The sequence below is a fragment of the Algiphilus aromaticivorans DG1253 genome, from assembly GCF_000733765.1.
In the GTDB taxonomy this organism is placed as follows: Bacteria; Pseudomonadota; Gammaproteobacteria; order Nevskiales; family Nevskiaceae; genus Algiphilus; species Algiphilus aromaticivorans.
Window position 1 is genome coordinate 328326 of sequence record NZ_JPOG01000001.1, and the last position, 20677, is coordinate 349002.

Below are 20677 nucleotides of genomic sequence, written 5' to 3' on the forward strand. Positions count from 1 at the left end.
TTTGCGGTGCGCCGGATAGCCGGCATGTCGATGCGCCGGCTATCGCCGCTGGCGGAGGGATGCTGCTTCGTCTCATTGGCGTGCGGAACGTTGCGGGGCGATGCGAAACAGCGTGTAACGCCGGCTGCTGTCGATGGCGTCTCCATGGTTCTGCAGGGCTTGCATCATCGAGGTGTCGCGTTTGCGCACCGCGACCAGTATCGGTTCGCTGCGTTCTTCCCTTTCGATTCGCGTCATCAGGGACTCGCGTTTGATGACGCGCACTTGGTCGCGACTGTAGAAGCGGGCCGAGAACGGCACTCCGTCGAGGTAGCTCAGGTCGCTGACCGCCATGGCTGGCGATGCCGCTACGCGGGTGATCAGTTCCCTTTCCGTCTTCAATGCGCCCGGGTGCCATGCATACCAGGTTCCCGCGACGACCGCGATCACGGGGATCAATGCGGCGGTGGACAAGCGCCATGCTGGATGGGGCCGTTCGTTGCTAGCCGCGATCGCTCCCGCGGTGAGGATCGCCAGAAAGGGCAGCCCCGGCAGGAGATAGGTGTGCAGGATATTGCCGGAAAAGGTGAAGAAGACGGCGGGGGACAGAGCCGCGGCGAGCAGCAAGCTGACCGTCCCGGGACAGCGCGGCTGCCACGGATGCGCCACGGCATTGCCGCTCCAGCGCCCTCTTACCCAGACGGCCAGGGCGATCAGCCCCCAGGGAAAGCTGGCAGCCAGGAGAAAGAGCCAGATGGTGCCGCGAGGAAAGTCGTGCGCCGAGCCGTACAGATCGCCCGACCAGTCGCTGACGAGAAAGCGCTTGAAGTGCTCGCCGACGATGAAGTAATCGAGAAAGCCGGGTGTCTTCAGTTCGGCAAGGATGTACCAGGGCACGGCGAGGGCGAGCATCATCAGCGTGCCCTGCAGCCAGGGTAGGGTGCGAAAGAGCGTGCGCCATTGGCCCGTGACAAGGACCCAGAAGGCTGTCGGCAAGCCGGTGAGCACCAGGGCGAGCGGGCCCTTGGCCAGCAGGCCGATGGCGAGGCCGACAAAGAAGGCATAGCCCCAGTACCAGGCCCCACCCTGCAAGCGGATGATCAGGCTGGCGATGGTGAGGGTCGTTCCGAGCGCCAGAAAGGAATCCGTCATGACGGTTCCGGCGCTGATGAAGGCCAGCGCGGTGGTGCTGTAGATCAGGGCGGCCCAGAGCCCGGCCTGTGCCGACGATGATCCCCCGGGGTGCGGGTGCAGCGAGCGCGCGGTGCGGTAGGTCAGGTAGACGATGCCGAGATTGGCCAGCCACGAGGGCAGGCGTCCGGCGAATTCGGATACCCCGAGGGCCCGGAAGGACAGCGCCTGCAACCAGAAGGCGAGTGGCGGCTTGCCCCAGAAGGGCACCCCCGCATCGAACCAGGGTGTGATCCAGTCGCCGGACTCGGCCATGATTCTGGCGATCTCGGCGTAACGAGGCTCGGTGGTATCGGCGTAGGGCAGCAGCGCCATGAAGATCAGCCGTGCGACAAGCACGCCCCCGAGGCACCAAAGCAGCGTTCTAGTGCTGGTTCGGATCATGGCTCACCAAATGCAGTGGCGGTTGTTCGTCGCGGAAGCTGGCACGACTGTCCTCGGCGATGATGAAGAGCGGCCTTTGCTTGGTTTCCAGGTAGATGCGGCCGACGTATTCCCCGAGCAGCCCGACGCACAGCAGTTGGACGCCGGAGAGGAAGGTGATCACCGCGATCAACGAGGCATAGCCCGGCGTTGAAATGCCCAGAAAGAGGGCTTTCAGGACTTCCCACACGCCGAACAATGCGCCGCTGCCCGCAGCCAGGAAGCCGAGTGCCAGCGCGATGCGCAGCGGTCGAATCGAGAAGGATGTGATGCCCTCCATCGCAAGCTGGAGAAGCTTCGCGTAGTTCCATTTGCTTTGCCCCACCGCGCGCGGATCCCGGTCGAATTCCAGGGTGGTCGTCGGCATGCCGACCCAGGCGAACATCCCCTTGAGGTAGCGGTTGCGCTCGGGGAGTTGATTCAGGGCTTCCACGGTGCGGCGGCTCATCAGGCGGAAGTCACCCGTGTCCACCGGGATCGATGCATCGCTGATGTGGTTGATCAGGCGGTAGTACGCCGCCGCGGTCAGGCGTTTGAGCCAGCCTTCACCCGCCCGGGAGCGCCGCTTCATGAGCACGACATCCGCCCCCTTGCGCCACTCGGCCACCATGTCGGGTATCCGTTCCGGCGGGTCCTGAAGGTCGGCGTCCATCAGGACGATGGCCTCGCCACGGGCATTCTGCAGGCCGGCCGATACGGCGGCCTCCTTGCCAAAATTCCTCGAAAGCTGCAGCACGCGGATTTCCGGGTACTGATGCCGCAGCTGCAGGAGCTGGGCGACCGAGTTATCCCTGCTGCCATCATCGACGAAGAGCAGTTCCAGCGGAATATCCAGCGGCCTGCAGACAAGCGCGAGGCGCTTGATGAGGGTCGGAATGACATCGGCCTCGTCGTGGACCGGGACGATGACGCTCAGAACAGGGGAACTAGCCTTCATTGCCGGTTGCTCCTCGGAAGACGAAGCGCTCGGCCAGGGCATAGTTGGCGAGCGTGACGGCGGCCGTCGCGACGCCTTGTGCAAGCACTGCGTTGGCGCTGCCGGCGTACAGCGCGGAAAAGGCCGCCAGATTCAGGATCCAGGCAACCCCGGCGCTTGTCAGATAGCGCGGGAAGGTCAGGCGGTGGGGCATGCTGCTCCGGAAAGCGAAGCGGTACTGGCCGGCGTAGTTGAGGAGCAGGCCGACGGTGGCGCCGATGGCCGTGGCCAATCGGGCATCCGTGCCGGTCGCGATCAGTCCGTACATGCACAGCCAGTGCACGAGGGTGGCCAGGCCACCACTTGCCAGGAAGCGGAGGACACGGGGCCAGCGCGCGACGGCAGCGGATGGCGACTGCACGGGGCCTCATGCTCCGCCGGCGGTCGGACGTCGCCGACCGCCGCGGCTGAGCACCGGCAGACGATGATGTGGCGTCATGACAGGCATCGGCTTAGTGGCCTTCAAGCGCTTCCAGGGCGGCGCGGGCCTCTTCGCGCCTTCCCTGGTCAGCGATCCCGCGACCGGGCCGCTCTGGTGCGTTGATCGCGGCCCTGTATTGGGCGCCTGCCTGTGCAGTCCGTCCCTGCTCGGCAAGGAGTTCGCCGTAGAAGAAATGCGCATCGATACTGTCCGGGTTGAGGGCCAGCGCTTCTTGCAGGTGCTGCTCGGCCTTGTCCTCGTCGCCGTACGAGAGGGGCCAGCCGGGCACGTTGGCGTACAGGCTGCCGAGGGAGGCCGGAATCGCACCGTTCATGGTCCCCGGGTCGATGGCGTGAGCGCTTTCCAGCAGCGCGCGCGCCTCGCGGACCTTGCCCAGTGCGGACAATCCGCCCGAGATGCTGGCGTCGGTGGCGAGAATGATGGCGCGCCAGACCAGCGCTTCCGCGCGTTCCGGGTGTCTGTTCACCACCTCGGCACTGCGTGCATTGAGTGCCTCGAAAGCATCCTCGCGCTCGTTCTCCGGTATCACGTAGTAGGCGTTGGCCCAGTCTTTCTGCAGCTCGGCGACGTCGGGCGGGAACTCGGCGCTGGCGACCGATGTGGCGGAGAAGAAAGCCAGCACGGTGGGGATGATCAGTTGGCGCATGGCGATGGGAATCTCCTGGATCAATGGACGGGGGGCAGGGCGTCGCGCACGACAGCGCGGAGCTGGCGTGTCTGTCCGCGCAGGGCGCGATCGACCAGCCACGGCAGGAGGGCGTTGAGCTTCATGAAGAAGCGCTCGGCCCAGCCGAGGCTGTAGCGGTCGCGATCGCGTTCGAGCGCGGCGACGATCTTTCTCGCCACGGCCGTCGGGGTGTCGCGAGCGATCTTCAGTGCCGCGGCGGCACGCTCGGGGCCGCCTTGGTTGAGGGCGGTTTCGGTGTAGCGCGGTGCCACGTAGGTGACGCCGATGCCGCTGCCGTCTAGTTCGCGGCGCAGCGCCTCCGAAAACCCGCGCAAGGCGAATTTGCTGGCCGAGTAAAGCGCATACATCGGGAAGGCGAGACTGCCGAACACCGAGCCAACGAAGACGAAGCGGCCGCTGCCTCGCACGTGCATGGCCGGAAGCAGTGCGCGCGTGAGCTGCAGCACAGCCAGTGTGTTGATCTGCCAGAGCGTAGCGATGGCCTCCGGGCTGCTCGTCTCGAACTCGCCGAACTGCATGGCGCCGGCGCAGTGAATGACCGCGTCGGGCGTGCGGTGCCCGAGGCAGTCAGCACCCAGGCGGGTGCCCGCGTCCGGGCTGGACAGGTCGGCGGGCATGACCGTGGCAAGCGCCCCCAGTGCGCCAAGCTCTTCTGCCAAGCTGTGCAGTGCCTCGGTATCACGCGCGCTGAGCAGCAGGTTCGCGCCACGTTCCGCCAGCTGGGTCGCCAGTTCGCGCCCTATGCCGCCTGTGGCGCCCGTCAAGAGGATGTTGCTTCCTTCGAGCTTCATGCCGCGGCCCTCTGTCCTTCGAGGGGAATCGAACGGAACACATCGCTGAACAGGTCCTGGAAGCGCATCGCGGCATGCAGGATGGCGTCCTGGTCCGCGCGTTCGTCCACGCGGTTGACGAGGTCAGCGAAGAAGCGGATGTGCTCCTGGTCCACGGCGCCATGACTGCGCAGATAGCGTACGGCGGAGGCGGGCAGCTTGAGCGCCTTCTGGATGCCGTCGGCGGCACCGAGCGCGAGCGCGGTACTGGTGCCTTCCAGAACGTAGACCATGCCGAAGAAATGCATGGGGTTGTGGCGCTGGATGCCATCGTAGGCGTAGGCGACCATGAGTTCCGTTTGCGCGTTGGGGCCCGTCGCCGTCAACGCGTCGGCATCGGCACCGCAGGCGCGGATGTCGTCCAGGATCCAGTGTTCGTGGCCCGTTTCCTCGGTGATGTATTCGGCCAGCAGGGGCTGGACCCAGCTGCGTTGCGCGCCCAGGTGCGCCCCGCAGCTCATCATCAGGGGAACGGTGTGCCGTACATGGTGGTAGGCCTGCGTCAGATAGGCGATGTAAGCATCGCGCGTGATGCTGCCGTCGAGGGCGGCGCGAATGAGCGGGATGTCGCGCATGGCGTCGCGTTGGGCTTGGCTCTGCTGTTGCAGTCTTTCGTAGAGGGTCATGGGGACAAGGACTCCGGTTGGGGCTGGGTAAGGACGTCATGGCCGGCGTATCGCGCTTCGATGGCATCACCGAAGCGTGCAGCGATGGCGGTACGAAGCGGCTTGCCGGTGGCCGTCATCAAGCCATTGGCCGCGCTCATGGCCTCCGGCGCGGCGATCCAGTCGCCGATGCGGGCGTAGTCGGGGAGCTGGGCGTTGACCCGGGCGACGGCGGCTCGCAGGGCGGCAGCGCCGGCTTGTGTCTCGGGGACGAGCACTGCGATGTTCCAGGGGCGGTTCTCGCCAAAGACCACGGCCTGGCTGATGGCTGGCTCCTGTTGCAGGGTCGACTCCACCCATTCCGGGCTGACATTGCGTCCGTAGCTGGTGACGAAGAGGTGCTTGCGTCGGCCATGAACGAAGACATACCCGTCGGCGTCGCGATGACCGAGGTCACCGGTGGCGACCCAGTCCCCTGCGAAATTCGTGTCGCCCAGGTAGCCGAGAAAGGGGCTCCCGGCGGCTTCGATCTCGCCGGCGTCGGTGATCCGCAGCGAGACATGGGCCAAGGGGCGGCCGACGCTGCCCGCGCGATCGTGCTGCGGCGTATTGAGACAGAGCACGGAGCAGCATTCGGAAAGGCCGTAGCCCACATAGATCGGCCAACCCGCGGCGCGGGCGGCATCCACGCAGGCATTCGGCACGGGGGCGCCGCCGACGGCGACAAACTCGAGCGTGCGCAGGCACTGCTCTTGGTCCGCCGTGCTGGCCATCAGCGCCTGAAGCATGGCCGGCACAAGGATCAACCGGGTCGCGCCGGAGTCGGCGATGGTGCGCATGCATGTGCCGGCGTCGAAGCCGCTGCTGCCGGTGAGGCCGGCGGCTGCGCAGGACTTCAACAGAACGCGCGCGCCGCTGAGCAGCGGGGCGTATACGCCAGCGATGTTTTCCAGCAGCGTGGCCAGTGGCAGCGTGCAGAGATGACGACTGCGGGGCGTGCACGAGGACGCCTCCGCCAGCGAGGCCGCAACATCCATCATCGCCTGGGCAGACAGGCAGACACCTTTGGGCTGGCCGGTGCTGCCCGAGGTGAAAGTGATCTTGGCCGTGCCTTCGGGCAGCGCTACCGCGCCTGCCTGAGCCATGTGCAGCGCGGTCCACTTCTCACCGGCGATATGGAGCGTTTGTCGGCGAACCTCGTGCCCGAGGATGCGGTCCAGGCGCTCCGATGAGCGGCACACGATGAGCGCGCAGCCGCTTGCGGTCAGCGCATGGCTGAGCTGTGCCTCACTGAAGAAATCGGGCAGGGGAAGGCTGCAGCATCCGGTGGCGAGCAATGCCAGATCGACCAGCGCCCAGGCCGGGGTGTTGTCGCCCATGACGGCCACGGCCCTGCCGCGGTACGGGACGAAGAGACTGGCGAGGGCGTCGAGCGCAGCGCCCACGGCGGCGTGGTCGTAGACCGCACCATCGGGGCCTTCGAGAAGGATGCCGTCTACGCTCGCTTGGCGATGTGCGGCCAGTAGATGATCCGTCGCGGTCATGCCGGCAGTACCGGAGCGGTGCGGTCCGAGGGCGTCGGGCCCTTGTCGGGCTGGTTGCGCAGGGTGGCCGCAACATCGATGAGCATGACCATCGGGTTGTGCCGGTAGTACGTGCCCCAGTGCTCGGCCTCTTGGCTTCCCAGCGCATCTGCGTGCGCCGGTGCCAGCGCGTGCATGACCGTGCCGGCGCGCCGGAGGCCGTTCCGAAGCTGGTGGGTGGCGGTGCAGGCCAGCCAGCGCTTGCCGGCATTGAGCAGTGCCGGTGTGAGTAGCGCGACGAGCAGCCGCAATGCGCCGGGTCGCTCTCCGACCAGGTTGCCCAGCTCGACGAGTTCGCCTTTCGCGATGCCGTCCACGGCGTTGATGCGGCTCGCCATCTCCAGCAATGGATGGGGGAGATAGCGTTCGAGATACAGCGCTTCGTCGTCGCCGCGCAGCCCGAAGACGGCCGACAAGGTGCCGCTTTCTTCGCGAACCCCGAACAGGCGGGGCATGATGTGCGCGCGCACGTCGGCTCCGTAGCTGCGCGCGTAGCCGCGGCATATGTGGCGCGAAGCTTCGCCATGGGGGAGAACGCATAGCGAAGCGCGGCTCGGGTCGAGTTGCGCGGCCCACCGCCTGCGGACGGTTCGGGCTGCGCTGACCGAGTGGCTGCTGGGAGCAATTGCGGCTTGTGACATGGCTTATCTCTTGCGTTTGGACCGGACCCGTTGCCGGTGCCCATGCCCTGTTTGCGCAAGTCGCGTACCAAGTCGGAAAAATCGCTATTGCTCTGATTTATAAGTAGTTATTGGGTTTTCCTTCACGGATTTCAGAGTGCAGGATGTTGCATGACTGCAGCTTTTTGCAGTCAAGCCTTGCAGGCAGCTCGGGGTGGGGCCTCAGTCGCGCGCCGTTGGGCACGGTCTGCGCTGGGTGTTGCTCCCCACGTACAGGAGGACGCGTACGCGCGCATCGACGTCGCAGGCATCGACGTAGCCCAGTGCACCCTTGGTCTGGGCGACGATCCGAATCATGGCCTCGGTCGAGTGCACGACAAAGGGGGGCTCGATGCCGAGGAAGTAGCGTTCGCGCCAGTAGTCCTCTAGCGCCTTCGGCGAACTCCCCAGAACGATTTGCGAGAAGCGCTGACGCAGCGGATGGGCGACCGGCAGATTGATCGGATGAATGCGGCGGCCATCCAACCAGAAGCGCAGCTTGCGGCGATAGATCAGGCTGAGCCGCGTCGGGTTCAGGTGGACATCCTGGTCGGCCGTGCTGGCAATGACCGCTATCGCGGGCTTGTCCTGCTCCGGCACCTGCGCCGTGACGAGTGTCGCGTGCATGAAGAGCAGGATGGCGGTCCAGCCCGTGCGCGGCATCATCAGAAGAACAGGGCGACGGAGCCAAGCAGGCCTTCCGCGACCGTGCCGGGGTTCTCTGTGGTGTGCCGATATTCCGCCTTGAGCACCAACTGCCGGGACCAGCGCATGGTCAGTCCGGCAATGTAGAGATGCAGATCGTCCGCCGCATCGGCGCCCGCGAAGCTCTCGATGCGGGCGACCGCAAAGAAGGGGCCACCGATGGGGGCGACACCCTGCAGATAGAGGCCGGTCTCATCCTCATTGCGCGTTGTTCGCGAGCGCTGGCGCACCGCGAATTCGCCACTCAGTTCAAAGCCGCTGCGGGCATACAGAAAATCCATGCTGAAGAGGGTCTTCCTTTCCCGGTCCCGGCTTTCCTTGAAATCCGATACCGATAGGCCCACCTGCAGATGCGGACCCAGATCCTGCGCGAGCCGGAGCCCGAAGGCTTCCTCGAAGCGGCTGGCCCCGCTTTCGGGAAAGAGCTCCTCGCCGGGGCTGGCGAAGAGCGACCATTCCAGCGCCTGGCCGAGAACGGGTACGACGCCGCGCAGCATGCCGCCGGTGGTATTGAGCGGGAAGGTGTCCTCGGTGATCAACGGGCGCGATGTCGTCCACGTCAATGGCGCGGCGTGCAGTTGATTCCAGCGCCCTATCGGCGTCAGGAACTTGCCAAGACGCAGCTGCAGCGCATTCGATTGCGCGAAATCGATGTAGGCACGCTCGAGCACGGGCCTGGCATCGTCGACCCCGCTGTCTGCGGGGCGCAGCACGAGCAGCTGCTTGCCCTCGACCTCGATCAGGCCGCTCCAGCGCCCGGGTGACGCCCAGCTGCCGATGACACTCAAACGCTGCAGTGCCAGCTGAGGGCGCGCGCGCTGCGTATCGCTGGCCATGATTTCGCCATAGCCGCCTACATGAAAGCGGTGGCTACCGAATTCCGGTGCCGCTTGGGCCCCCACGCTCGGGCAGACGATCATCAGCAGGATGCCGACCGCAAGCCAGCAGCGGCATATGATGGGCAGACGCATCGACGAATGCTCCGTCACCGTTTGCAAAGCCGATCAGCCATATTGCCGGTAAGTCATTCCTTGTTCCGCCTGAGCCCCTGTGTTCGGAACCCATAAGCCCGTGAGTCTACGCCGCCTGCTCCTCGCGGCGTTCTCGGTGGTCGCCCTGCCGCCGGCCGCGCTGATGATGCTGCTGGCCTTCTGGCAGACGCGCAGCATCGTGTACCACGAGATCGAAGCCAACCTGACTGCGCAGGCCGAAAGCGTATCCGCAAAGTTTCGTCAGACCCTCTTCGAGCGGGTACAGAACGCGGTGACCTGGAGCGAGCTGAATGTCATGCAGGACATTGCGATCGGAGACGTCGATCGCCGACTGAGCGCCTTTCTGGAAGACGCACAAAGTCGTTATGACGCGACCTACATCGCCCTGCACGCGCTGGGGGCCGACGGCCTCGTCGTAGCGAGCAGCGAGGCCCGCCGCATCGGTGACAGGCTCGCCGCAGGGCAACGATGCGTGCGGCCGACGCAACCGATGGCCCTGTGCACGCCGACCGAGGGGGCGAAGGCCGCCGTGCTCAGCGTCGCGATCCGCTCCCGCTTCGACCGGCAACCGATCGGCCGCCTCGTGCTGCTGATTGATTGGGGGCGGATTCGGGAATTCCTGAACACCGCCGCCGGGGAGCGCCGCGCGCTCGCCCTCTTCGATGCCGGCGGCGCGCGTATCGCGGCCAGTGATCGATGGCAAGCCATGGCGGGTGGGGAGTCGGCCTTTCTTTCCGCGTCTGCGTATGCGGAAGGCATTCAGGGAATCGCCGGCGATCCATGGCGAACGGTAGTGCAGCAGAGCCGCGCCAGTGCGCTGGCGCCGATCCGCAGCATGGCGGGGGCATTTCTGCTGCTCTTGCTGATGGCCGGGGGCTTGATCCTCATGGCGGCGACCTTCGTTTCCGAGCGGGTGGCACGCCCTGTCGTGCGTTTGAGCGAATATGCGCGCGGTCTCGGAGGCGGGTCGGTCAGAACGCCGCCAGCGATCCGGGGCGCGCCGAAGGAAGTTACGGGGCTGAGTCAGGCGCTGGAGCGCATGGCCGCCGATCTCGACGCGCAGCAAAAGAAGCTGGTGACGGCGGCGAAGCTCGCCGCGGTGGGCGAGTTCGCGGCCGTGATGGCGCACGAGATCCGCACGCCGCTGGGTATTCTCAGGTCGTCGGCACAGACCATCGATGTCGAGGCGCTGGACCCTCAGAATCGGGAGCTGGTCGGCTATATCCTGTCGGAGACCGAGCGTCTTCGCCGCCTCGTCAATGCGCTTCTCGACAGTTCGCGCACACGGGAACCGCAGCGCCAGCGTCAGGATGTGGCAATGCTCGTCGAGCGCGGGGTAGCCATGGTGCAGCCGCAGGCACGCGACAAGGGCGTCACGCTGCGCCTCGGAGGCGGGGCCAAGGATCCGCTTGCCGAGATCGATGAGGAGCAAGTGCTGCAACTGCTGCTCAACCTGTTGCTCAACGCGATCCAGATTCTGCCCGCCGGCGGTTCGATTGCGGTATCGACCGATGGCGACGCGGAAAACGTCTACGTGCGCGTGCACGACGACGGTCCGGGGATTCCGAAGGCAGACCGCGAACAAGTCTTCGAGCCTTTCATTCACCGGCGCGAAGGCGGGCTGGGCATCGGCCTCGCCGTCGTGCGTGAACTCGCGCGAGCCCACGGAGGCGATGTGCGCGTGCTCGCCACCGACGTCGGCGCTTGCTTCGAAGTACGACTGCCGCGAAGGGCGGCGGAGGTGGCATGAGTTCAGCGATGCGTATCCTGACCGTCGATGACGAGCCGAGCATGCTGCGCGTGCTGCAGATCATGCTCGAGCGCATGGGGCACGAGTGTGCCGGCGCCGGCAACGGGCTTGAAGCGATGGAGATGCTGCGCAACGACGAGTTCGATCTCGTCATCAGCGATCTGCGCATGCCGGAGCTGGATGGCGTCGGACTGCTGCGAACGATGCGTGAAGAGGCCATCCATCTGCCCCTCATCATGATCTCGGCGCACGGCAGTATCGACGCTGCTGTCGGGGCCATGAAGCTGGGTGCAATCGATTTCCTGCAGCGCCCCTTCGACCGGGAAACGCTGGAACTCGCCATTGAACGGGTCGTCCAGCAAGGCTGGATGCTGCGCGCCAATCGTTTCCTGCGCGATCAGGTTACGCACAGCGGGCACGGACTTGTTGGCGCCAGCGCCGGTATCCAGGCAGTCCGCCGGGCGATCGATCAGGTAGGGCCAACCCAAGCCAGTGTCCTCATCACGGGGGAGACGGGTACCGGCAAGGAGGTTGTCGCGCGCGCCATACACGCCGCCTCGGAGCGTAGCGAGAATCTCTTTGTGCCGATCAATTGCGCGGCAATTCCGGCCGACATGCTGGAAAGCGAGCTTTTCGGCCATGAAAGGGGGGCGTTCACGGGGGCGGTTTCCGAGCGCGTGGGGCGCTTCGAGCTGGCCAGCGGCGGCACCTTGTTTCTCGATGAATTGACCGAGATGCCGATGGCGCTGCAGGCGAAGCTGTTACGGGTCCTGCAGGAGCAGACGGTCGAGCGTCTTGGCTCCAATCGCAGCCGCCAGCTGGATCTCCGCGTCCTGGCAGCCACCAATCGTGATCCGGCCGAGGCCGTTTCCGCGGGCCTGCTGCGCACGGATCTTCTGTATCGCCTGGATGTCTTCCGGATCGCATTGCCGCCCCTGCGCGAGCGCCCGGACGATATCGTGCCGCTGACACTGCATCTCATCGAGCAAAGCCGCGGCGCGCGCCCGGTACCGCGCATCGGCGAAGCGTTGGCGGCGCACCTTCGCGCCTATGACTGGCCTGGCAATGTGCGTGAGCTGCGCAACGTGGTGGAAAGAGCGTTGATCCTCGCCGGGGATGCGGAACTGCTCGACCTTCCCCATTTTCCCCTGAAGAAAGAGCACGCGCAGGACGCGCCGGAAACTGATGCCGATGCGATCACCAGCTTCGATCTGGCCGCTGCGACGGATGCTCTCGAAGTCCGCTACTTGCGGGCGGCACTGGCCGCGGCGGAAGAAAACAAGACACGCGCCGCCTCCCTGCTCGGCATCAGTGAACGTACCCTTTGGTACAAATTGAAGAAGCACGCTCTGCGCCGCAGTGATGATGGTGCGGCTGGCATCAGCCAATGATGTGGAGTCGCCGCCCCTGAGGTAGCAAGGGCAGATAGAGCGCCAGTCGCACGGCCCGGCCTTCATCGGCGAAGAGCTGCGCGTAGGCTTCGAGTTGACCGCGGTAGCGCGCGATCTCGCTGTCGACGAAGGCGTCGAGATCGCCGCCCTCGTGACTGCCGGTCTTGTAGTCCACGATCCAGCGCGTGCCCTCGGCATCGACGAAACTGCGGTCGATGCGCAGGCGTCGGAAGACGCCGTCGACCATCGTGTCCATGGCGAGTTCGCAGTCGGCGCCCCCGGGATGTGCGCGCAGCAGCCAGCGGCCGTCCGCGTCGGTGAGGGTGATCGCGGCGGCTTCCAGCACCCGTTCCGCGACCGCGGCCGCCTCGTCGTCACCCATGCCGGCGGCGCGTGCCTGCGCCAGCAGCCAGGCGCGCTGTCCCGGCAGGGCGCCGTCCCAGCGTTCCGGCCCGTCACGGGCGATGCACTCGACCAACTGGTGATAGAGCGTGCCCAGCACACGCGCGCGCTCGCCGGCCCAGTCGAAGGGCGGCAGTGACTCCAGCTTCACGGCCGGCGCGCTGGCCGCGGGCAGGCCGGCGGGTTCGGGCGGAGGCCCCCAGTCCTGCGGCAGGCGGATCAGCTCCTGCGGGCCACGGTCGGCCTGCGTGGGCGGCGGGCTGCCGGTAGCCGGCGCTTCGGCTTCGGCCTCGTCGAGGGCGCGCGCGACGTCACCGCCGACGGCGGGCCACAGGTGCGCCAGCAGGCCGCTTCCGGTCTTGATGCCGCCGTCGCTCTTGCGTTCGACGTCGGCGAAAAGATGCAGGCGCTGTACGGCGCGGGTTGCCGCCACGTAGAGCAGCCGATCGGCTTCGGCGGCATCGCGCGCGCCTTCGAGCTGCCCGTGCAGCAGCCGGAAGAGCGGGTCCTTGTCGTCGTCCCTGCGCGGCAGCGGTGCCAGCAGCGGATGCTCGTGCTCGTCGACGAGCACGCTGGACTGCACCACTGCCGGGCGCTGGCGTGGCGGCGGCTTGCGGTGCAGCCCCGGCAGGACGACGTGATCGAACTGCAGGCCCTTGGCCTTGTGCATGGTCATGATCTGCACGCGGGGGTCGCTGTCGCCGCCGGGGCTGGCGTAGAGGCCGTCGAGGGCATGCCGCAGCGTCTGGGCGTCGATGTCCGGACCGCCGTCGCTGGCCGTGGCCAGGGCTTCCAGCATGGCGTGGGCATGATCCAGCGCGGTGTCCTCCGCCAGGCAGGCGGGGCCGCCGAGGGCGCGCCAGCAACGCTCGACGCGTACCGCCAGGGGCTGTCGGCCGCGCTGACGCATGGCGGCGCGCAGCGCCGGCAGGACGCGCTCCAGTCGGTCGCGCGCCGGGGTGTCCAGCTGGGCGCGCACCGCCTCGTCGTCCAGCAAGGGCCACAAGGGCTCGCCCGCGCCGGCCGCGGCGCACAGCGTCTGCAATGCCGGCAGCGGCAGGCCGCAGCAGGGGCCGCGCAGCACGGCCAGCCAGGCGATGCGGTCGGCGGGATCATTGATCGCGCGCGTGATGGCGAGCAGGTCCTCGACCACCGGCTTCTCGGATAGCGGCTCGATGTCGACCGCCTGCGGGCGCACGCCGGCTGCGGCCAGCGCCGGCAGGATGGCCCGCAGATGGCTGCGACCGCGCACGAGCACGGCCAGCGTCTCGTCCTCAGCGACCTGCTGGGCCAGCTCGGCGATGCGGCGGGCCTCTTCAGCTTCGTCGCAGAGATGCCACTGCACGGCTGCGCCGGGCTGAGCGGCATGCGTGGGGCTCGCCGTCTCGTAGGCCACGGCGCCGCGCTGGAAGTCGTCGGCGCCGAGGATGTGCGGGAAGGCGTCGTTGACCCAGTCGACGATACCTGCCTGCGAGCGGAAGTTGCGCGACAGCCGCAGGGCTTCCAGTGGCAAGTCGCCGACGCCCTGATCGCGCGCCTGCAGAAAGAGGCCCACGTTGGCGCTGCGGAAGCGGTAGATGCTCTGCATCGGATCGCCCACGAGGAAGAGGCTGCGCCCGTCGCCAGGCGCCCATCCGGCGGTGAGCCGTTCCAGAAGCCGCATCTGCAGGTCCGAGGTGTCCTGGAACTCGTCGATCAGCAGATGCCGGATGCGGTTGTCCATGCGCAGCAGCAACGCGCTCGGCTGCTCGGGGTCGCCCAGGGCGTCGAGCGCGCGCAGCGCGATCTCGGTGTGATCCACTGCGCCCTGCTCGGCGAAGCAGAGCGTGAGCTCCCCCAGTGCCTGGCGGAAGACGGCGAGCAGGTCGGCCAGCGCGCGCCACTGGGTGTCGTCGTAGTGCGGTGCCACCAGGCCGGCGAGCGCGCCGATGGCGGCCTCGGCGCCGGGGGTGGCCTGCAGCGACTGCAGCAGCGCCTTGTGCGCTTCCAGCGCCTCGCGGTCGGTGGTGGGGAAGCCGTCGTTCTTCGTCACCTTCTGGCGGATGCCGCCGTCCTGCTTGAGCAGCAGCGCGCACAGCCGCGGCCAGTGACCGCATTCCGCCGCTTCGCACGGCAGATGGCCGAGGCGGACGGCGGCCTGGAGGGCTTCGTCGTTGGCCAGCGCGCGCGCCGCCGCGCGGACCGACTCCCACCACGCGGCCCACTGCGCTTCGCCCAGTGTGGCGCGCGCGCGCTGCAGGGCCTCGTCGCAGAGCGCGGCCAGGGCGGATTCCAGTGCGGTGCGCATGGCTCCGGTGTCGGCCGACAGCATGCCCCGCCAGGCGTCGCGCCGGCCCAGCAATTCGGCCAGCATCGTCGCCAGCCGGTTGGCGTCGCCGTCGAGGCGGTCCAGGGCGTGGCGCAGGGCTTCGCCGAGCGGTCCCTCGGCGTCGCGGTGCGCAATGGCGCGGCGCGCGGCCTCGGTGTAGAGGGGGCGCGCGTCGTCGAGCAACTCGGGCATGCCGCCGGCCGCGGAGAGCCAGGGCGCGCGTCGTACCAGCAGGCCGCAGAAGCCGTCGATGGTGAGGATGCGCAGGCGCGAACTGGCGGCTTCCAGCTGCCAGCCGCACTCGGCGTTGCGCGCACGCGCCGCCATGGCCAGAGAGCGCGTGCGGCGTTCGTGCTCGGCGCTGCAGTCCTCGGGGCGTCGGTCGCTGGCCAGTTCACCCTGGATGCGCCGGCGCATCTCGGCTGCGGCCGCGCGCGTGAAGGTCATGGCCACGATCTGCTCGGGGGCGTCCACTTCGCCCAGCAGCGCCAGCACCCGCTGGGTGAGCAGCTCGGTCTTGCCCGAGCCGGCGGGCGCCTGGACGATGAAGCTGCCGGCGGTGTCGAGCGCGCGCTCGCGGTGTGCGCCGTCGCGTGCGGCGAGGTCGGCGTTGCTCATGCCTCGCCCTCGGCGCTGGCCAGCGCATCGGACTCGTGGATGCGGCACAGCGGTTGCAGGTCGCAGCGCGCACAGACGCCGGGCAGCGGCGCCACGGTGGCATCGCCGGCCCGGATGCCGGTGGCGGTGGCGGCGAGCTGCGCGTCCCACAGCCGGCGGACGGCCTCCCAATCGGCTGCGTCCAGTACATCGCGCGCCGCGCGCTGTAGCTTGTCCACCGGCGTCAGCGCCGGCAATGCCTCGCGGCTGTCGTTGTCGACGAGGCCGACGTAGCCCGCGTCGCCGGCACGCAGAACCGCGTAGGCCACGCCCACGCAATCGGCGACCAGCTCCGCGTAGACGGCGAGCTGGGGTGCGGTCAGCGTATGCGCGACCGGTGTGGCGGCCCGACCGGTCTTGTAGTCGATGACGATGCGTCCGTAGCCGGGCACGAAGTCGACGCGGTCGGGCCGTACGCGCAGCGTCAGGCCGTGCAGCGCGAGTTCGTGATCCTGCCGGCCTTCGGCGCCGTCGGGGGGCGCACCCTCCAGCCATTCCACCGAGAAGGGGGCGCGTTGCCGGTCGGCATCCAGCAGCGCCTCGGCATGGCGCTGCAGGCGTCGCGTCTCCACCGCGGCGACACCGGCGCTGAAGCGGTGCGGCGCGCGTTCCTGCCGGCGCGCCACGGCGCCCGCCACACAGCTGGCGACCAGTGCCTGCTGGGAGCTGCTGTCGAGCGCGTGCAGCGCTTCGCTGTCACCCAGGCGGCGCCAGATCATGGCCATGACCTCGTGCGCCAGGATGCCGCGCTCGCGGGCATCCGGGGCCGGTTCGGGCTCGGTCGGTGCGTCGGCGGCCAGGCCGAAGTGCGCCAGGGCGCGGAAGGGGCATTCGGCGTGTTCGCCCAGCCGCCGCTCGCCGCCCGGCAGGGCTTGCGTGGCGTCCGGAGGGTCGGCGCGCTCGTCGCGCCAGCGTTCGCCGGCCGCGGCCGCGCGCAGTGTCTGCCAGGCGGGCGGATGCGCTGCGGAGGCGGTGTCGGGTGCGGCGTCGGGAGAGGGCCACAAGGGCGACAGCCGGCTTGGCTGCTGGTCGACGGTGGCCGCCCAGCTCAGGGTGACGGCCGGGGCGGTACCGAGCAGGGCCTCGCCGATGCCGCGGGCCCGAAGGAGCTGGCCATCGGCGGTTGCCTGCGGGATGCCGGCACGGCGTTGCAGCGCCTCCGGCAGCAGCGGTACGGGGCGCGCTTCGGGTGGCCAGGCCGTCTCGTCCATACCGAGAACGAAGAGATGGTCGAAGGCCAGTCCGGCTGCCTCCAGCAGGCCCAGGACCTGGATGCGGGCGGCGCCGCCCTGAGGCTGGAAGGGCTGCTGGCCGAGCAATTCGCGCAGCCGCGACAGGGCCGCGTGCGGGCTCAGCGCGCCGCAGAGCGCATCCGTGCGTGCGAAGGCGGCCAGTGCCTCGTTCCAGGCGCGATGGGCCTGATACTCCGCGCTGTCCAGCCGGCCCGGCCAGCCCAGCTGCTGCAGCGTGGCCGCGAAGCGCTGCGCCCAGCCCGAAGGCGGGGCGCGGTCGCGGCCGGGATCGACGGCGGCGAGTGCCTCGGCGGCTCCGGTGGCGCCGAAGCGTCCGAGCGCGCGCGCGGTGGCGCCAAGCTTCAGGGTTTCGTAGCCGTGGTCGCGCAGCGCGCGCTCGGCACGGGCGATGGCGCCTGTTTCCCCGGCACCCAGCCAATAGGGCGTGTGCAGGCAGCGCACCGCCGCCGATAAGGGACGGCCAGCGGGCGTCGTCGCCCAGTCCAGCCAGTCGAGCGCGGCGGCGATCACGGGCTGTCCCGCCAGGGTGTCACCCTGGCTGACGGCGTAGGGCCGCTGTGCCGGATCGTCGCCGGGGGATAGCCAGGGGCAGAGGACGGCGTCGAAGCGGCGGCGCAAGGGTTCGAGGCGCTGCGCGAGGTCGGGCACGACCACCCCGATGCGCGCCTCCGGCTCGTGCTGGGCGAGATCGCGCACTGCGCGCGCGGTGACATCGAGCTCGGCGTGTGCGTCCGCACAAGCCTGGTGGTGGATCGTCGCGGGTGCGGTGACTGCGGGCTCCAGGTGCAGCAGTTCGCTGCCGGCGTCCTGCAGCGCCGCGAGCAGCCGCTGCTGCGCCGGCGTCGGCCGCTCCAGTGCGGCGAGCACCAGTCGCGGCGGCGCCGGCAGCCGGCCCGCCTCCAGGGCGTGTGCCAGCAGTGCGGGCAGTTCGGCGCCGCTGAGGGCGTGCAGTCGCTGCAGACGCTCGTGGAAGCTCTGCGCCCAGCCGTCGAAGGCGCTGGCGTCCTCGTCGTCGGGCGCAGCCAGTGGCAGCGCGATGGTGTAGTCGTGGGCCAGCTGCCACGCTTCGGCGGCGAGGCGGCTCATCGCCGCTGTCTGCAGCAGGGGGCGCTCGGCGCTGGCGCTTTCCACCACACCGCGCCACAGCACGAGGGCCTCGGCATCGGCGAGCAGGCGCGGCGGCATCCTGCCGGCGGTCGCCTCGGCCTGGGCATGGCGCTGGAAGCGGTCGGCCAGCCAGGCGCGCCAGTGCAGGCAGTCCGGCGCGCGCCAGGCCGTTGCACCCGCGGCGCTGCGCTGGCGCGCGTAGTCGTGGGCCAGCGCATCGGCCAGCCGCCGCGTCGCGCAGAGCACGGGCGGGTCGCCGGCATCGGCCTGCCAGGCGCTGAAGAGGTCTTGGCGCGAGATGCTCTGCATGGCGCGAGGGTAGGCCAATTCGGGCAGGTGCTGCGTACGGCCGTATGATGGCGCCATGCACTATCGTCACGCCTATCACGCCGGCAACTTTGCCGACGTCTGGAAGCACTGCGTGCTGGTCGCGGTGCTGGCGGCGATGAACCGCAAGACCACGCCGTGGTCCTTCGTCGATGCCCACGCCGGTGCCGGGCTCTATGCGCTGGACGATGCCGAGGCGGGGCGCACCGGCGAATGGCGCGACGGCATCGGCCGTCTGCTGGCGGCAGAGGATGCCCCCGCGTCGGTCGAGGCCTTCCTCGGGCTGGTGCGTGCTGCCGGTGCGCACCGCTACCCCGGATCGCCCTGGCTGGCGCTGCGCATGGCGCGGCCGGGCGACGAGCTGATCGCGCTCGAGTCGCAGTCCGACATCGTCGCCGACCTGCAGCGGCATCTCGGCAACGGCGTGGTGGTGCAGCAGCGCGACGGTTACCGCGTCGACGCGCTGTTGCCGCCACGCCATCGACGCGGCCTCGTCCTGCTGGACCCGCCCTTCGAGCGCCCCGACGAGTTGCGCGCGGTCGGCGATCTGCTCGGTCGCTGCGCGGCGCGTTTCGGTCACGGCGTGCACATGCTCTGGTACGCGCGCAAGAACGCCGTGGAGTGCGATCGCATGCTGCGGCGGGTGGCGCGCTTTTTCGGCAAGCCCGTCTGGCACGCCATGCTCGATCACGGCGATGTCGGGGGCGGGCGCATGCACGCCTGCGGCGTGGCCGTGGTCAACCCCCCTTATGGCCTGGACAGCCAGCTCGTGGAGCCGCTGGGCTGGATGGCCGGCAAGCTCGCGCGCGGTCCGCGGGCCACCCACCGACTGGAATGGATCGAAGGATGAGCGGAGCGATCGAAACGCTGTACCGGGGAAGATTTCTCGCCCTGCGCCGTGACGGGCGCTGGGAGTATGCCGAGCGAACCATCGGTGGTGGCGGTGCCGCCGTGGTGGCGCTGACGGCGGCGGGTGAGATCGTTCTGGTCGAGCAGCTTCGCCACCCGGTGGGCGGGCGCACGATCGAGCTGCCGGCCGGTATCGTCGGCGACGATGCCTTCGGCGAGGCGCCCGAAACGACGGCGCTGCGCGAGCTGGAGGAGGAGACCGGTTTCCGCGCGGATACGGCCGAGTTGCTGATGAGCGGACCGACGGCGCCGGGGCTGACCTCCGAGCGCACCTACATGGTGCTGGCACGCGGGCTGAAGCGGGTCGGCAGCGGGGGCGGGGTCGACGGCGAGGACATCGTCACGCACCTGGTGCCGCTGCACGCGGCGCCGGACTGGCTGGCCGCGCGCGCGGCCGAGGGGCTGGCGGTGGAGCCGAAGGTCTATGCCGGCCTGTTCTTCGCCGGGCGCGGTATGCCGAGCGCCGATCCGGATTCCGGCCGATAATTCGCAGGCTTTCACCGAAACCTTTCACCTCAAGGATTTCTGCATGTCCCTTCCCGAAGCGCTGCAGGGCCGCCTGCGACTGCCCGTCATCGGCTCACCCATGTTCATCGTGTCGAATCCGGAACTGGTCATTGCCCAGTGCCGGGCCGGCGTCGTCGGGTCCTTCCCGGCACTGAACGCCCGGCCGGAATCGATGCTCGACGAATGGCTGGCGCGCATCAGCAGCGAGCTGGATGCCGCACGCGCTGCCGACCCGACCGCGCCCATCGCGCCCTTCGCCGTCAATCAGATCGTCCACGCCTCGAACAAGCGGCTGGAGCACGACATCGGCCTCTGCGAGCGCTACAAGGTGCCGATCCAGATCACATCGCTGCGCGCGCCCGACGAGGTCGTGGCCTCGGCGCACAGCTACGGCGGCCTGGTCTTTCACGACGTGACCAACATCAAGCACGCCGAGCGCGCGCTGAAGGCGGGCGTGGACGGCCTCATCCTCGTCTGTCACGGAGCCGGCGGTCATGCCGGGCGGTTGTCGCCCTTCGCGCTGATTCCGGAGGTGCGCTCCTTCTACGACGGCACGATCATCGCCTCCGGCGCGATCGCCCAGGGCGGCAGCGTGCTGGGTGCGCTGGCCATGGGGGCCGATCTGGCCTACATCGGTACGCGCTTCATCGCCAGCCAGGAGGCCAACGCCGTCGATGCCTACAAGCAGGCGGTGGTGGATTCGAGCGGCGAGGACATCGTCTACACCGATCTCTTCACCGGAGTGCACGGCAACTATCTGCGCTCGAGCATCGTTGCCGCGGGCATGGACCCCGACAACCTGCCCGCCGGCGACAAGAGCACCATGGATTTCGGTTCGGGTGGCGGCAGCGAGTCGAAGGCCTGGCGCGACATCTGGGGTGCGGGGCAGGGTGTCGGCCAGGTCGGCGAGGTGCTGCCTACGGCGGAGATCGTCGAACAGCTGGCGCAGGAGTACGAGGCGGCGCGCACCCGGCTTCTGGGCGCCTGAGCGGG

General features: G+C 68.6%; 17 protein-coding genes. 5 read left to right on the forward strand and 12 right to left on the reverse strand.

The window, feature by feature from the left end:
• Window positions 1-72: 72 nt before the first annotated feature.
• The 10 genes from U743_RS01580 to U743_RS01625 all read right to left on the reverse strand — a co-directional run bounded on the left by U743_RS01580 (window position 73) and on the right by U743_RS01625 (window position 9052).
• Window positions 73-1485 (reverse strand): ArnT family glycosyltransferase, encoded by a 1413-nt coding sequence (locus U743_RS01580; RefSeq protein ID WP_198021877.1) that lies wholly within the window; start codon window positions 1483-1485, stop codon window positions 73-75.
• Window positions 1486-1534: 49 nt separating this feature from the next.
• Entirely contained in the window at window positions 1535-2530 is a 996-nt protein-coding gene (locus U743_RS01585; RefSeq protein WP_043765000.1) for a glycosyltransferase family 2 protein, read from the reverse strand.
• Window positions 2520-2930, reverse strand: a complete 411-nt coding sequence (locus U743_RS01590; protein WP_043765001.1) for a GtrA family protein — start codon at window positions 2928-2930, stop codon at window positions 2520-2522. The genes U743_RS01585 and U743_RS01590 overlap by 11 nt, the downstream gene beginning before the upstream one ends.
• Window positions 2931-3021: 91 nt before the next feature.
• Window positions 3022-3657, reverse strand: a complete 636-nt coding sequence (locus tag U743_RS01595; protein ID WP_043770644.1) for a tetratricopeptide repeat protein — start codon at window positions 3655-3657, stop codon at window positions 3022-3024.
• 20 nt (window positions 3658-3677) lie between these two features.
• Window positions 3678-4490, reverse strand: coding sequence for an SDR family oxidoreductase (locus U743_RS01600; protein WP_043765003.1), 813 nt, complete (start codon window positions 4488-4490; stop codon window positions 3678-3680).
• Window positions 4487-5155, reverse strand: a complete 669-nt coding sequence (locus U743_RS01605) for a TenA family transcriptional regulator (RefSeq protein ID WP_043765006.1) — start codon at window positions 5153-5155, stop codon at window positions 4487-4489. Before U743_RS01605 ends, U743_RS01600 begins: the two co-directional genes overlap by 4 nt.
• Complete coding sequence (locus U743_RS01610; RefSeq protein ID WP_052367403.1) at window positions 5152-6678, reverse strand: AMP-binding protein; 1527 nt, start codon at window positions 6676-6678, stop codon at window positions 5152-5154. The genes U743_RS01605 and U743_RS01610 overlap by 4 nt, the downstream gene beginning before the upstream one ends.
• Window positions 6675-7358 carry a thermostable hemolysin gene (locus tag U743_RS01615; protein ID WP_084191281.1) on the reverse strand — a complete coding sequence of 228 codons (684 nt, stop codon included), beginning with the start codon at window positions 7356-7358 and terminating at the stop codon, window positions 6675-6677. The genes U743_RS01610 and U743_RS01615 overlap by 4 nt, the downstream gene beginning before the upstream one ends.
• A gap of 201 nt (window positions 7359-7559) precedes the next feature.
• Window positions 7560-8042 carry a type 2 periplasmic-binding domain-containing protein gene (locus U743_RS01620; protein ID WP_052367405.1) on the reverse strand — a complete coding sequence of 161 codons (483 nt, stop codon included), beginning with the start codon at window positions 8040-8042 and terminating at the stop codon, window positions 7560-7562.
• Window positions 8042-9052: a hypothetical protein gene (locus U743_RS01625; RefSeq protein WP_043765008.1), complete on the reverse strand. Its 1011-nt coding sequence runs from the start codon at window positions 9050-9052 to the stop codon at window positions 8042-8044. The genes U743_RS01620 and U743_RS01625 overlap by 1 nt, the downstream gene beginning before the upstream one ends.
• A 100-nt stretch (window positions 9053-9152) precedes the next feature.
• Here U743_RS01625 and U743_RS01630 point away from each other — a divergent pair, with 100 nt between their 5' ends.
• Both U743_RS01630 and U743_RS01635 read left to right on the forward strand, forming a co-directional pair.
• The gene (locus U743_RS01630; protein WP_052367406.1) at window positions 9153-10823 is read left to right on the forward strand and encodes a sensor histidine kinase; all 1671 of its coding nucleotides are present in this window, start codon (window positions 9153-9155) and stop codon (window positions 10821-10823) included.
• Window positions 10824-10831: 8 nt separating this feature from the next.
• Window positions 10832-12214, forward strand: a complete 1383-nt coding sequence (locus U743_RS01635; protein WP_269530711.1) for a sigma-54-dependent transcriptional regulator — start codon at window positions 10832-10834, stop codon at window positions 12212-12214.
• On the opposite strand, the gene U743_RS01640 is transcribed toward U743_RS01635, so the two are convergent.
• Complete coding sequence (locus U743_RS01640) at window positions 12204-15542, reverse strand: UvrD-helicase domain-containing protein (protein WP_043765011.1); 3339 nt, start codon at window positions 15540-15542, stop codon at window positions 12204-12206. The genes U743_RS01635 and U743_RS01640 overlap by 11 nt on opposite strands.
• Window positions 15539-18307 (reverse strand): PD-(D/E)XK nuclease family protein, encoded by a 2769-nt coding sequence (locus U743_RS01645; RefSeq protein WP_084191282.1) that lies wholly within the window; start codon window positions 18305-18307, stop codon window positions 15539-15541. Before U743_RS01645 ends, U743_RS01640 begins: the two co-directional genes overlap by 4 nt.
• Here U743_RS01645 and U743_RS01650 point away from each other — a divergent pair.
• From U743_RS01650 to U743_RS01660, 3 genes are read left to right on the forward strand one after another with little or no spacing between them, the layout of a single operon-like run.
• Complete coding sequence (locus tag U743_RS01650; RefSeq protein ID WP_043765015.1) at window positions 18306-19118, forward strand: 23S rRNA (adenine(2030)-N(6))-methyltransferase RlmJ; 813 nt, start codon at window positions 18306-18308, stop codon at window positions 19116-19118. The genes U743_RS01645 and U743_RS01650 overlap by 2 nt on opposite strands.
• Window positions 19115-19663, forward strand: coding sequence for an NUDIX hydrolase (locus U743_RS01655; RefSeq protein WP_052367407.1), 549 nt, complete (start codon window positions 19115-19117; stop codon window positions 19661-19663). The genes U743_RS01650 and U743_RS01655 overlap by 4 nt, the downstream gene beginning before the upstream one ends.
• A gap of 43 nt (window positions 19664-19706) precedes the next feature.
• Window positions 19707-20672: an NAD(P)H-dependent flavin oxidoreductase gene (locus tag U743_RS01660; protein WP_043770673.1), complete on the forward strand. Its 966-nt coding sequence runs from the start codon at window positions 19707-19709 to the stop codon at window positions 20670-20672.
• Window positions 20673-20677: the final 5 nt, after the last annotated feature.

Coding starts and splice junctions, on each gene's coding strand:
- U743_RS01615 (WP_084191281.1), bottom strand. CDS start 7,358: ATGTCACAAGCCGCAATTGCTCCCAGCAGCCACTCGGTCAGCGCAGCC.
- U743_RS01645 (WP_084191282.1), bottom strand. CDS start 18,307: ATGGCGCCATCATACGGCCGTACGCAGCACCTGCCCGAATTGGCCTAC.
- U743_RS01610 (WP_052367403.1), bottom strand. CDS start 6,678: ATGACCGCGACGGATCATCTACTGGCCGCACATCGCCAAGCGAGCGTA.
- U743_RS01655 (WP_052367407.1), top strand. CDS start 19,115: ATGAGCGGAGCGATCGAAACGCTGTACCGGGGAAGATTTCTCGCCCTG.
- U743_RS01625 (WP_043765008.1), bottom strand. CDS start 9,052: ATGCGTCTGCCCATCATATGCCGCTGCTGGCTTGCGGTCGGCATCCTG.
- U743_RS01585 (WP_043765000.1), bottom strand. CDS start 2,530: ATGAAGGCTAGTTCCCCTGTTCTGAGCGTCATCGTCCCGGTCCACGAC.
- U743_RS01620 (WP_052367405.1), bottom strand. CDS start 8,042: ATGATGCCGCGCACGGGCTGGACCGCCATCCTGCTCTTCATGCACGCG.
- U743_RS01605 (WP_043765006.1), bottom strand. CDS start 5,155: ATGACCCTCTACGAAAGACTGCAACAGCAGAGCCAAGCCCAACGCGAC.
- U743_RS01640 (WP_043765011.1), bottom strand. CDS start 15,542: ATGAGCAACGCCGACCTCGCCGCACGCGACGGCGCACACCGCGAGCGC.
- U743_RS01635 (WP_269530711.1), top strand. CDS start 10,832: ATGCGTATCCTGACCGTCGATGACGAGCCGAGCATGCTGCGCGTGCTG.
- U743_RS01650 (WP_043765015.1), top strand. CDS start 18,306: ATGCACTATCGTCACGCCTATCACGCCGGCAACTTTGCCGACGTCTGG.
- U743_RS01595 (WP_043770644.1), bottom strand. CDS start 3,657: ATGCGCCAACTGATCATCCCCACCGTGCTGGCTTTCTTCTCCGCCACA.
- U743_RS01580 (WP_198021877.1), bottom strand. CDS start 1,485: ATGGCGCTGCTGCCCTACGCCGATACCACCGAGCCTCGTTACGCCGAG.
- U743_RS01600 (WP_043765003.1), bottom strand. CDS start 4,490: ATGAAGCTCGAAGGAAGCAACATCCTCTTGACGGGCGCCACAGGCGGC.
- U743_RS01660 (WP_043770673.1), top strand. CDS start 19,707: ATGTCCCTTCCCGAAGCGCTGCAGGGCCGCCTGCGACTGCCCGTCATC.